The organism is Trichormus variabilis 0441, assembly GCF_009856605.1.
Taxonomy (GTDB): domain Bacteria; phylum Cyanobacteriota; class Cyanobacteriia; order Cyanobacteriales; family Nostocaceae; genus Trichormus; species Trichormus variabilis.
On sequence record NZ_CP047242.1, the window covers coordinates 3771695 to 3783175 of the forward strand.

Sequence of the window (11481 nt, forward strand, 5' to 3'; positions counted from 1 at the left end):
AACCCTAACCACAAATGGTTAGGGTTTCAGTTAAATATTATATACGCCTTATAATCTAGGCTTTATCAATCGGAGCGGCGGGATTCGAACCCACGACCTCCACTACCCCAAAGTGGCGCGCTACCAAGCTGCGCTACGCCCCGGTCAGAATTACTATATTACCGCAAACGCTTTGTGAAATCAAGGGGTAAGTTCAAAAAACTTTGAGCATTGCCGCAGCTTGCAACAGACTAGGCACAGCAGAGGCGTTCCATTTACCTTCTGCACAACGTCCTGTGTTGAGGATAAAGTGCAGACTGTATTCATGAGGATAACCCTCTACCTCCATCCATAATAAATCGCTTTCGGCTTCACAGGCAATCTTCTCTTCATCCATCAACTCGGCGGTGAGTTGCTTCATGGTGTTGGCTAACTTGGCTAAGAGGCGACAAAAATCATCTAACTCAGCTTCGGTTAACTCGATTGCCCAATCGTCAGTACCGACTAAACCTCTATATTCCCTTGCGTCGGGGTTCCAGCCAATACGCCAGCCAGCACCGCTTTTAATGAGACGTTCCATAACATTTTGATGAAGAGGTTATTTGAGGAGTTCAGCGCCTCCTGTTGGGGGTGGGGTTGGGGTGCGGGGAGTGCTGGGGCGTGGGGTTGGTTGAGTGGGGGTATTGGGGTTAAATATATTGGTTAATACTTGTACTAAGGCATTGCGCTGAGTGCGACTGAGGCGAGAAATAATCGCGCGATCGCCTTTTAAGGGATTCTGCCGCAATGTATCATTACCAGGATAGGTATTTTCGTACATAATTTCATTCGCATCCAAGTAATCGGCCAGAGTTAATTTCCAATCTAGGCGATAATTGGGCGCACGTTCTTTGACATATATGTGATATCTAATGAGGCGAGATGCTAAGGTGTTATTTTCTGCAACTCTTCCCGATTCTTTACTGATATATTGGTTTTCTTTGGGAAAATCAGGCAATTGCTGATAAACTAGCTGCCAAACGTCACCAGGACTAATTCTTTGGGCTACCGCAGGTTGGATGCTGATTAAATTACCTGCACTAAAAATAATAACACCCGCTACCACGAAGGTACTTATCAACGCTGAGTTAAACTTCACAACTACAAACTGGAGGGTTGACTAAAGCGCAAGCTTGTTTTTGATATCACAGGCACCCTGAGAAGAAAGTGCAAAGCGATTGCTTATCAACTCAGCACGGACTGAACGCCCCGCTATCGCTAATAGCACTCTCAACTCAGCAATATATTTTAAATTTCACCAATGATTTCTGGTTGTGTCAATTCATCAGACATTTCAATAATTGCCCTGAGTACTGGCTTCATCATGGAATCTTCAGCACTCTCAAATTCTTCATAACGCCGACGTTTAGCGCGATTTGCCACCTGAACCGTAATGCGGTAGCGATTGGAAGCTGCACTAATTAAATCCTCAGCACGGTGCATAATCTGAGATTGGGTTGTCTCGAATTTAGAACGCTTGAGCATAGTAATGGGTTCTTAGGGACTACCCTAGTTTAGCAGTAGTTATCATGACTAGGGACTCTTCAGGGGCAGGGAGGGGTAAGAACTGGTGAGTAATGACCTTTCTTGCGATAGAGGTTGATTGCTTTTGTCTGTTTATAAGTTGGTTGTAATTGTGAAGTCAATAAATTAACCAAATATTATGGCTGACATTGTGGAAACTGCTGTCAAAACTGGAAAATTCAATAAGTTTGTGCAGGCGGCTGAAGCTGCACAAATCTTAGATACTCTCAATAGTCCTGGGATTTTTACTTTGTTTGCACCTACTGATGAGGCTTTTGCAAAGTTACCACAGGGAACTTTAGAAGCATTGCTTAAAGATATACCCAAGTTAAAAAAGATTGTCACATATCACGTAGCTTTTGGTGATGTCCGGTCGGATGACTTGGTGCAAATTGCAGAAGCGGAAACCGTGGAAGGATCTGTTTTAGCAATTGAGTCTATCGACGGTAAATTTAAGGTGAATGGTGCTAATGTCCTGCAAACAGATATCCTGGCTGATAATGGTGTGATTCATGTTATCGACGCTGTTTTAATGCCGGCAATGGTAGCGGGGAAATAGTTCCTCATAGCCTGCGGAAAGGATTTCTTCTGGGAATGGGGTTGGGTATTACCGAATAAGGCAAAAGTAAAAAGTTAAAAGGCAAAAGAAATAAAAAGAACATCTCTAAACTCATAGGGATTATCTCTTCCCAACCCCCAGTCCCTAATCCCTAATCCCTAATCCCCAATCCCCAGTCCCTAATCCCCTAAACCCAAAATGCAGCCACTACGTGGGGGGAGATTTAAGGAAAGTTGTTTTGTTTCTTCTGTATTGTGCCAGCTAAATTCTGCTTCGCCATACAGGATTTTATCTGGCTGAGTCTGCAAACTAGCAACATCTACATTAGCCTGGGCTGGTGCTGTACCTACATTTACAGCAATAATCAGTTCTTCCTTACCTAAAGTACGGGCAAATACATACAATGCACCTTGCGCCCAAATAACTTGATACTCACCTGTGCGTAAGGCTGGGTAAGCGTGGCGTAAGGCTATTAATTGACGGTGAGTCTGGTAAATTTCTCTATCCCAGTTGGCTTCTAAGGGAAAACCCCGGCGAGAATCGGGGTCTATACCTCCCGGTAAACCCACTTCATCACCGTAGTAGATACTCGGCGCACCAGGAAAGGTAAGTAGTAATAGGGTAGCTAATTCTATACTGGCTTGATCACCGCCAGCAATGGTCATTAGTCTGGCTGTATCGTGACTGGCTAATAAGTTGAGTTGGGTAAGTTGAATTTCCCAAGGATAAAGTTGCAGTACTTCCTGAATTTTGGTGGCGTATTCGGCGGCGAATAGGGGCGGATACGGTTGATAGTCGCGGCTTTGGACTTGTTCTAAGACTACGCGATCGCCTGCGGTAAAAGCAATGGTCGGCCCGGCAAATAAGTAATTCATCACGCCGTCGAATTGCGTCCCATCTAGCCACTCACGGGAATCTCCCCACACTTCCCCCACAATATAAGCTTCGGGGTTAATGGCTTTAACGCGATCGCGGAATTCTTGCCAAAAGCCAGGAGTTTTAATTTCAAATGGTACATCCAATCGCCAGCCGTCGATGCCGAATTTAAGCCAATATTCGGCAATTTCCATAATATATTCCCGTACGTCTGGGTTATCGTGATTAAATACGGGCAAGGCACGATTATCAGCCCAACCTACGTAATTTGCCGGTAACTCACCTGTATATGGTGCAAGAGGCCAGCCTTCTATTTTGAACCAATTTACCCAAGGAGAATGGGGGCCATTTTCCAAAACGTCATGGAAAAAGAAAAATCCTCGACTGGAATGATTAAATACGCCATCGAGGACAACTTTAATATTGCGTTCGTGGGCCGCGTCTAGTAACTCCTTAAAAGCGGCATTCCCACCCAACATCGGGTCTACTTGATAATAGTCGTGGGTATGATAGCGGTGATTGCTGGCAGACTGAAAGATGGGCGTAAAGTAGATGGCATCGATGCCCAAATCTTGAATATAGTCCAACTGCTCCATAATGCCCCATAAATCACCGCCTTTGTATCCTTGCAGTGTTGGCATTGCGTCCCAGTCTTCCCAACGCACATCACGCAACAGCCGCTTCCGGGACTGTTTACTTATAGCAAAACGGTCTGGAAAGATTTGGTAGAATACAGCGTTTTTCACCCAGTCTGGTGTTTGAATTTGCATGAGTTCCCTTTTATGCCTTCAGGTGCGATCGTTACAAATAATTACCTATTTGTGATTCTTACTTATGATAGAAAATTTACATTTACCTATCAGTCATCAGTAGTTAATTTATATCAAGTTTGGGTAATTGGTAATTGGTAATTGTTTACTAGTTGTTACCTATTGAAGTTTTCAAAAAATACAAATATATGTAGGGTGGGCATTGCCCACCGAAAACCGGATATGGTGGGCAATGCCCACCCTACAGATACTTACTCTTATTCAATAATCAAATCTGATTCCCATATATAAATATTTCCAGTTTATTTTCTACTCTTTGAATTGATTTAATGATATTGCTAAAGGTAATAACCTAATTAGGAATTTATCAATTCAAAAATTAGTAATGAGTAAAACTTACTAAATTTCCTCCAATTACCAATTACTTACTACCAATTACCCCATCCAGAGTCGCATCAATACCAGCACTAATTAATTTAAATACTCTTGTAAAATTGGTGTCAAAATGCGACATGAAAAACTTGCGCCTGCATTGTTATTAGCCTATCAAGACCTTCAAAATGAAGGACAGACAGCTTTAATAAAGCATAGGCATTTTCTAGGTATAATTGCCCCTAAAACAGTTATCAAACCTACCAAAAGTATTATCTTTATCTACTGTGATGCTGACGCTGACTTAAGCCATTTGTCACAGTACGGGGTGGAAGTAAATCAAAATTCCGGCAGTGTTCGTACAGCTTTCTTACCCTTAGAAAATCTCGCCGCCATATCAGAAGAAGCCGCCATCCACAGAATTAAACCTTCACGTCAACTCAAGCTGCGGATGGATGTTGCACCCCAAGCCGTGCAATTGCCAGATTTTCATGGCAAAACAGGATTGACTGGTAAAGGTGTCATCATCGGCATTATCGACACAGGAATCGATGCCAAACACCATGCTTTTACTGGCCGGATTTTGCGGATTTGGGATCAAACTCTACCAGGCCCAGGGGTAAATGAGGGTGGCTACGGTGCGGAATTTACAGAAACACAACTTACCATTTCTCAAGATACGGCAGGTCATGGTACTCATGTTGCTGGCATTGCGGCTGGTGCGGATGCTACCTATCGCGGCGTAGCACCAGAGGCCGAGTTAGTCATTGTCAAATCTGATTTACAAGATGCCCATATTGCCGATGGCATCCGTTATATTTTTCGGGTAGCTGGTGAGTTGGGAAGACCAGCCGTAGTTAACATTAGTTTAGGTAATCATAGTGATGCCCATGATGGCACTGATTCTCTATCACAAATTATTGATGCAGAATCAGGTTCAGGCAAAATTGTATGTTGCGCTGCGGGTAATGAAGGTAACTACAATATTCACGGTCAAGCAAACATTCCCAGTGGACGCAACCGAGGAATGCGCTTTCATGTCCCCTTAAATCAAATTGGTATAGTTTGGTTAAATGCTTGGTATGCCAGTAGTGGCCAATTGGAAGTATCGGTACAGAGTCCCAACGGTTTTGTTAGTCCTTGGCAAAAAATTATCACTGACGGCAATCCTAGCCAAAGTTATAATTTACCTGATTCTCAGGTAGAAATTGTCACCCCAGGCCCAGACCCAGCCAATGGTGATTACAATGTCTTTGTACAGATTCGTGGTCAGGGTAAATCACCAGTACAAGGCGGTGTGTGGCAATTGCGATCGCGCAACACTTCCTCATCTGATACTAGACTGGATGTGTGGACACTGGACGATACATCCTCAGTGTTTTTTACAGGTAAAAGTGTCAAGGATGCCTTAAAAATTGGTTCTCCAGGCTGCGCTAAAAGTGCGGTGACGGTTGCTGCTTACACCACCAAAGCCAAGTTTCAAGATATAGATGGTCAGATTCAAGAAATGGGGCTTGATTTAAACACCATTGCGGATTTTAGTAGTGAAGGCCCTCTGCGGAACAATACCCAAAAACCAGATGTGGCTGCACCAGGGGCAATGATTGTATCTGCACTTTCTGGTTATGCTCATAGTGATGATCGCTCAATGACCATTAATCCCCAGTTTATCGCCATGTCTGGTACAAGTATGGCTGCACCGTTCATCACCGGCTTAATCGCCTTACTTCTGCAACGCAACCCTAGCCTAGACCCGGAGGCAATTAAAGACTTACTACGTCAAAGTAGTTCTATCCCTGGTAAACCTCCTGGTACATTTGACCCCAAATGGGGTTTTGGGCTGATTAATGCTGCAAAATTAATCGGCTGAGATTGAGGGTTTTTAGCCAAAAAGTCATGATTATGGATTACCAAAAGTTAGATGCAGCCCTGACTATGGCGCTAAATGAATCGCCAGAAGGCAGTTTAGAGATATTTATCCATACACACACTCACTTAGATGCTGGGGCAACTGCTGTGTTAAAGAGTCTGGGAATTAATTGTGTCAAAGCTAACCAGGAAATATTTACAGCCACAGTATCACCTGATCAGATTTCTCAGTTATCCGCCCAACCTTGGGTGAAATTCTTGAGGCAATCAGCTACACTGGACGTTATGCGATCGCCAAAATTAAGTTTACTCAGTAGTCACCACAACAGATTTTCAACCAAATTAAGGCGAGATTAAGAAATAGTGTAACTATTAACATATCTAATATTTTTAATTACCAGTGCAAATTAATACAGTAGAAATTGTTTTGTGATCAATGGCTACACGATACGTCACCAGTAAGGTTTTTTAAAATTCATTCAAGATAATCTTTGATCCCCCCTTACCAGCTGCCACAGACAGTCCTAAACTGTAGGTGGGAGTTGAAAGGCAGTTGGGAGAAATCTTGTGAAAAAAGTCTTAGCAATTATTCTTGGTGGTGGTGCGGGTACTCGCCTTTACCCACTAACCAAACTCCGCGCTAAACCGGCAGTACCAGTGGCAGGGAAATACCGCCTAATAGATATCCCTGTCAGTAACTGCATTAATTCGGAAATTTTTAAAATCTACGTATTAACACAATTTAACTCAGCTTCTCTCAATCGCCACATTGCCCGTACCTACAACTTTAGTGGTTTTAGCGAGGGTTTTGTGGAAGTGCTGGCCGCCCAGCAGACACCAGAGAACCCTAACTGGTTCCAAGGTACAGCCGATGCTGTACGTCAGTATCTCTGGATGTTACAAGAGTGGGACGTAGATGAATTTTTGATCCTGTCAGGAGATCACCTGTACCGGATGGATTATCGCCTATTTATCCAGCGCCATCGAGAAACCAATGCGGATATCACACTTTCCGTAATTCCCATTGACGATCGCCGCGCCTCGGATTTTGGTTTAATGAAGATCGATAACTCTGGACGAGTCATCGATTTTAGCGAAAAACCCAAAGGCGAAGCCTTAACCAAAATGCGTGTTGATACCACCGTTTTAGGCTTGACACCAGAACAGGCAGCATCACAGCCTTACATCGCCTCGATGGGGATTTACGTATTTAAAAAAGATGTTTTGATCAAACTGTTGAAGGAATCTTTAGAACGTACTGATTTCGGCAAAGAAATTATTCCTGATGCCTCCAAAGATCACAACGTTCAAGCTTACTTATTCGATGACTACTGGGAAGATATTGGGACAATCGAAGCTTTTTATAATGCTAATTTAGCATTGACTCAGCAGCCCATGCCGCCCTTTAGCTTCTACGACGAAGAAGCACCAATTTATACCCGCGCACGTTACTTACCACCCACAAAACTATTAGATTGCCACGTTACAGAATCAATCATTGGCGAAGGCTGTATTCTGAAAAACTGTCGCATTCAACACTCAGTATTGGGAGTGCGATCGCGTATTGAAACCGGCTGCGTCATCGAAGAATCTTTACTCATGGGTGCCGACTTCTACCAAGCTTCAGTGGAACGCCAGTGCAGCATTGACAAAGGAGACATCCCCGTAGGCATCGGCCCAGATACCATTATTCGCCGTGCCATCATCGATAAAAATGCCCGCATCGGTCACGATGTCAAAATTATCAATAAAGACAACGTGCAGGAAGCCGACCGCGAAAGTCAAGGATTTTACATCCGCAGTGGCATTGTCGTCGTTCTCAAAAATGCCGTCATTACCGATGGCACAATAATTTAGTCAGCAGTCAACCCTCCGGGTACTCTTCGAGAACTCCTTTCCTACGGAACGCTCCGTGAACGGAGAACGGCAGTTCGCAATCGACGCAAAGCGCCAAGACTGCGACTGCCTCACAGTCAACAGTCAACAACTTTGACTACTGACTACTGACTACTGACCCTAGACTAATGACAAAACTCATATTACTGATTGGTCTTCCTGGTAGCGGTAAGTCAAACTTGGCAAAACAATTAGTAGCACAATGCCCCCAGATGCAGCTGATTTCCACAGATGCCATCAGGGGGCAACTGTTTGGCTCAGAAGCAATTCAAGGGTCATGGCTGCTAATTTGGCGGGAGATAGAGCGGCAATTACAGCAAACTGTGATTACCAATAAAATCGCCCTTTTCGATGCTACCAACGCCCAACGCCGCCATCGTCGTGAACTTATTGCCCTAGCCCGTGAATTAGGCTTTACCGACATTACAGGAGTTTGGATCAAAACACCCGTCTGGTTATGTCTAGCACGTAACAAAAAACGCCCACGCCAAGTCCCCGAAGATGTCATCCTACGAATGCACCGCCAACTCCGCGATGCACCCCCCACCCTACAAGAAGGACTAGAAAACCTAATTGTCCATGAAAATATCTCTTCCCCCATTCAAGGCTCCCTACTCCCCATTTCCTCCATCGATAAGTACGGAAATTGCCCTGACCCAGTGAGCGTGAACCACACTTGATTTTCTTTATTATTTGTTAATTTAAAATCAGAATATTTATGCGTTGGCATTAGACCTAGCAAATTCTCAATTTCAAATCTTAGAAAAAAACTTAAAGAAATTTCTACAGGAGGCTGGTAGATGGCTGCAACAGACTTCAAAGACTATTACGCGATTTTGGGAGTTAGTAAAACTGCCACTCCAGAGGAAATTAAACAAGCTTTTCGCAAATTAGCCCGCAAATATCACCCTGATGTTAATCCAGGGAATAAACAGGCGGAAGCAAGCTTCAAGGAAGTTAACGAAGCCTACGAAGTTTTGTCAGATGCCGAAAAACGCCAAAAATACGATCAATTTGGACAATATTGGCGACAAGTAGGCGAAGGCTTCCCTGGGGGTGGCGCTGGTGTCGATATGGGTGGAGTGGACTTCAGCCAATACGGCAATTTTGATGAATTTATTAATGAGTTGTTAGGGCGCTTTGGTGGTGCTGCGCCTCGTGGTGGGCGACAAGGTTACTCTTATCGCACTTCTGGTGGTAGACCAGGAGGTGGTTTTGGCGGCTTTAATGACTTTGGATTTCAAGATGTAGGCACAGCAGGCGGTGGTCAAGATGCCGAAGCTACCATCAGCCTCACTTTTGCTGAAGCTTTTGCTGGAGTTCAAAAGCGCTTTAATTTAGGTAACGAAACTATTGATGTGCGAATTCCGGCTGGTACTAAACCCGGTACTCGCTTACGGGTCAGGGGTAAGGGTCAATTTAACCCCATGACACAACAAAGAGGCGATTTATATTTAAAAGTAGAATTTCAGCCCCACTCATTTTTCCAAATTGAAGGGGATAACTTGGCCTGCGAAATTCCCATTACTCCCGATGAAGCTGCGCTGGGAGCCTCCATTGATGTGCCTACACCCGATGGTTCTGTGAACGTTAAACTACCTGCTGGTGTGCGTTCTGGTCAATCACTCCGTTTACGGGGCAAAGGCTGGCCTATAGCCAAAGGCGGACGGGGTGATCAGTTTGTCAAAGTGGCTATTGTTCCACCAAAAGATATGAGCCAACAAGAGCGAGAATACTATGAAAAAATCCGGGCTATCCGCAGTTACAATCCCCGGAGTCATTTACAACAAGTTAAGTTGTGATATTCCGTTTTGCTAATTATTTATATCTAGGATTCGTACTTGATTTTTAAAACGTAGGGTGGGCATTGCCCATCGGCTCATGGTTTTAGTGGGCATTGCTCACCCTACAGATGTTGATAATTTTTCTGAAATCAAATCGAATTTCTATGGTTGATTTGGTTGGTAATGGGTAATATTAATACCGATTCAATTAATGATGGCAACACATCATTGGGTGAAGAAGACGCGATTCATCGCGTCTCTACAAGGGTTCTTTTTTTAAATTGGTATAATTGTTTTTTCCTATTACCAATTTTAATCAAATTTTTCTAACAATTTCTCGATACTAGCATTGTGATCAAAAAACGAAAATAAATGCTTGTAACGCAATCTACCATCTTTATCTAAGACAAATTGGGCTGGTAAAGGCGCTCCCAAGGCTTGCCCTACTTGATAGGTACGAAATGTCCGACAACTCGGATCACTAAGTAAAGGCATTTTTAAGCTCAAATCTTTAACTACTATTTGACTTTGCTTTTCATCAGTACTCGTAACTAATAAAACTTCTATCCCGCGATTGGTAAATTGTTCGTAGTTCTCATTTAAAGCTTTGATGTGAGGAAAGCAAAAGGGACAATATTGCTTTTCTGTAAAAATTCGCGTAAATGCCAGTAATACAGGCTGTTTACCTCGATAATTTGATAGTTTAACTAATGTTCCATTGGTAATATCTGGTAATTGAAAGTCTGGTGTTCCTACATCTAGCCTTAATTCGTTGCTAGCGGGAATAGGCAAGAAATTACGAAAGAACCGTTCATTCAATAAGCCACTAAAATCTGTTGAAGTTAACATAAACAGTTGAAAATTATCTAGTAGTAATATGATGGAAAATACAATTATAAAACCACAGATAAACACTGGAGTTAACACTGATTTTATATCTGTGTCTATCTGCGTTCATCTGTGGTGCGGATGATTATCTTATTTAACTCTTGCAAGCAGGATAGAAGTTGGAAGGTTTCTAAATAAAGTAATCGATCGCAGAGGGGCAGAATAAACATATGAAAGAAACAGCTATGAACCAATGAGGCTATTTTCTTTCCTTCTGCCTGCTACCCTCTCTTCGAGAGATGCGCGATCGCCAACTGCCTTCTTAAACAGCAGCGAAGTAAACTTTGGACTTCACAGGGTCGGGAGTCATGGTCTTTTCGCCAGGTTGCCAACCAGCAGGGCAAACTTCATCTGGGTGAGACTGGACATACTGGATTGCTTGTAATGTCCGTAGGGTTTCGTCAACGCTACGACCAAAAGCTAGGTTGTTAATAGTAGCGTGCTGAATGATACCATCTTTATCGATGATGAACAGACCACGTAAAGCAATACCTGCTGCTGGGTCTAGTACGTTGTAAGCGTCGCTAACCTCTTTCTTAATATCGGAAACTAAGGGATAATTTAGGTCGCCAACACCACCAGACTTACGATCAGTTTGAATCCAAGCTAGGTGGGAGAACTCGCTATCAACGGACACACCGAGAATTTCGGTGTTAAGTTTCTTGAATTCTTCGTAGCGATCGCTAAATGCTGTGATCTCCGTGGGGCAAACAAAGGTAAAGTCTAGGGGATAGAAGAACAAGACAACATACTTACCACGATAGTCGGAAAGCTTAATTGTCTTGAATTCCTGATCAACTACAGCTGTTGCTGTAAAATCGGGAGCCTGTTGACCAACGCGGAGGCTTTCTTGTGTTCCGTAGGTGATGGACATTAACTTAATTCTCCTTCAACTTATATCGGTTTACTAGGTATTGGAGTTTGG

12 protein-coding genes and 1 tRNA gene are annotated in these 11481 nt (G+C 43.4%); 6 read left to right on the forward strand and 7 right to left on the reverse strand.

Features of this window, described 5'->3' with window-relative positions; translation table 11 throughout:
- Positions 1-69: 69 nt before the first annotated feature.
- The 4 genes from GSQ19_RS15370 to GSQ19_RS15385 form a co-directional block, all read right to left on the reverse strand.
- Positions 70-143, reverse strand: a tRNA-Pro gene (locus tag GSQ19_RS15370).
- Between the two features lie 50 nt (positions 144-193).
- The gene (locus GSQ19_RS15375; protein WP_011318807.1) at positions 194-559 is read right to left on the reverse strand and encodes a DUF1818 family protein; all 366 of its coding nucleotides are present in this window, start codon (positions 557-559) and stop codon (positions 194-196) included.
- A gap of 18 nt (positions 560-577) precedes the next feature.
- The gene (locus GSQ19_RS15380) at positions 578-1117 is read right to left on the reverse strand and encodes a hypothetical protein (RefSeq protein ID WP_011318808.1); all 540 of its coding nucleotides are present in this window, start codon (positions 1115-1117) and stop codon (positions 578-580) included.
- A gap of 149 nt (positions 1118-1266) precedes the next feature.
- Positions 1267-1503 (reverse strand): DNA-directed RNA polymerase subunit omega, encoded by a 237-nt coding sequence (locus tag GSQ19_RS15385; RefSeq protein ID WP_011318809.1) that lies wholly within the window; start codon positions 1501-1503, stop codon positions 1267-1269.
- A gap of 178 nt (positions 1504-1681) precedes the next feature.
- Here GSQ19_RS15385 and GSQ19_RS15390 point away from each other — a divergent pair, with 178 nt between their 5' ends.
- Positions 1682-2101 (forward strand): fasciclin domain-containing protein, encoded by a 420-nt coding sequence (locus GSQ19_RS15390; RefSeq protein ID WP_011318810.1) that lies wholly within the window; start codon positions 1682-1684, stop codon positions 2099-2101.
- A gap of 179 nt (positions 2102-2280) precedes the next feature.
- On the opposite strand, the gene GSQ19_RS15395 is transcribed toward GSQ19_RS15390, so the two are convergent.
- Positions 2281-3747 carry a glycoside hydrolase family 13 protein gene (locus GSQ19_RS15395; RefSeq protein WP_011318811.1) on the reverse strand — a complete coding sequence of 489 codons (1467 nt, stop codon included), beginning with the start codon at positions 3745-3747 and terminating at the stop codon, positions 2281-2283.
- A gap of 505 nt (positions 3748-4252) precedes the next feature.
- Between GSQ19_RS15395 and GSQ19_RS15400 the strand changes: the two genes are divergently transcribed.
- The 5 genes from GSQ19_RS15400 (at position 4253) to GSQ19_RS15420 (ending at position 9686) form a co-directional block, all read left to right on the forward strand.
- Positions 4253-5989, forward strand: coding sequence for a S8 family peptidase (locus GSQ19_RS15400; protein WP_011318812.1), 1737 nt, complete (start codon positions 4253-4255; stop codon positions 5987-5989).
- A gap of 32 nt (positions 5990-6021) precedes the next feature.
- Positions 6022-6345: a hypothetical protein gene (locus tag GSQ19_RS15405; protein WP_224311874.1), complete on the forward strand. Its 324-nt coding sequence runs from the start codon at positions 6022-6024 to the stop codon at positions 6343-6345.
- Between the two features lie 210 nt (positions 6346-6555).
- Positions 6556-7845: a glucose-1-phosphate adenylyltransferase gene (locus GSQ19_RS15410; RefSeq protein ID WP_011318814.1), complete on the forward strand. Its 1290-nt coding sequence runs from the start codon at positions 6556-6558 to the stop codon at positions 7843-7845.
- Positions 7846-8012: 167 nt separating this feature from the next.
- Positions 8013-8564, forward strand: coding sequence for an AAA family ATPase (locus GSQ19_RS15415; RefSeq protein WP_011318815.1), 552 nt, complete (start codon positions 8013-8015; stop codon positions 8562-8564).
- A 120-nt stretch (positions 8565-8684) separates the two neighbouring features.
- Complete coding sequence (locus GSQ19_RS15420) at positions 8685-9686, forward strand: DnaJ C-terminal domain-containing protein (protein WP_011318816.1); 1002 nt, start codon at positions 8685-8687, stop codon at positions 9684-9686.
- A gap of 294 nt (positions 9687-9980) precedes the next feature.
- On the opposite strand, the gene GSQ19_RS15425 is transcribed toward GSQ19_RS15420, so the two are convergent.
- Both GSQ19_RS15425 and GSQ19_RS15430 read right to left on the reverse strand, forming a co-directional pair.
- On the reverse strand, positions 9981-10517 hold the full coding sequence (locus tag GSQ19_RS15425) for a peroxiredoxin family protein (RefSeq protein ID WP_011318817.1): 537 nt from the start codon (positions 10515-10517) through the stop codon (positions 9981-9983).
- A 301-nt stretch (positions 10518-10818) separates the two neighbouring features.
- A complete protein-coding gene (locus GSQ19_RS15430) occupies positions 10819-11430 on the reverse strand; it encodes a peroxiredoxin (protein ID WP_010998772.1) in 612 nt (203 codons plus the stop codon).
- Positions 11431-11481: the final 51 nt, after the last annotated feature.

Bases quoted from the DNA above. Each gene is read 5' to 3' on its own strand.
- GSQ19_RS15375 (WP_011318807.1), bottom strand. From the start codon at position 559: ATGGAACGTCTCATTAAAAGCGGTGCTGGCTGGCGTATTGGCTGGAAC.
- GSQ19_RS15390 (WP_011318810.1), top strand. From the start codon at position 1,682: ATGGCTGACATTGTGGAAACTGCTGTCAAAACTGGAAAATTCAATAAG.
- GSQ19_RS15385 (WP_011318809.1), bottom strand. From the start codon at position 1,503: ATGCTCAAGCGTTCTAAATTCGAGACAACCCAATCTCAGATTATGCAC.
- GSQ19_RS15405 (WP_224311874.1), top strand. From the start codon at position 6,022: ATGGATTACCAAAAGTTAGATGCAGCCCTGACTATGGCGCTAAATGAA.
- GSQ19_RS15400 (WP_011318812.1), top strand. From the start codon at position 4,253: ATGCGACATGAAAAACTTGCGCCTGCATTGTTATTAGCCTATCAAGAC.
- GSQ19_RS15415 (WP_011318815.1), top strand. From the start codon at position 8,013: ATGACAAAACTCATATTACTGATTGGTCTTCCTGGTAGCGGTAAGTCA.
- GSQ19_RS15430 (WP_010998772.1), bottom strand. From the start codon at position 11,430: ATGTCCATCACCTACGGAACACAAGAAAGCCTCCGCGTTGGTCAACAG.
- GSQ19_RS15420 (WP_011318816.1), top strand. From the start codon at position 8,685: ATGGCTGCAACAGACTTCAAAGACTATTACGCGATTTTGGGAGTTAGT.
- GSQ19_RS15395 (WP_011318811.1), bottom strand. From the start codon at position 3,747: ATGCAAATTCAAACACCAGACTGGGTGAAAAACGCTGTATTCTACCAA.
- GSQ19_RS15425 (WP_011318817.1), bottom strand. From the start codon at position 10,517: ATGTTAACTTCAACAGATTTTAGTGGCTTATTGAATGAACGGTTCTTT.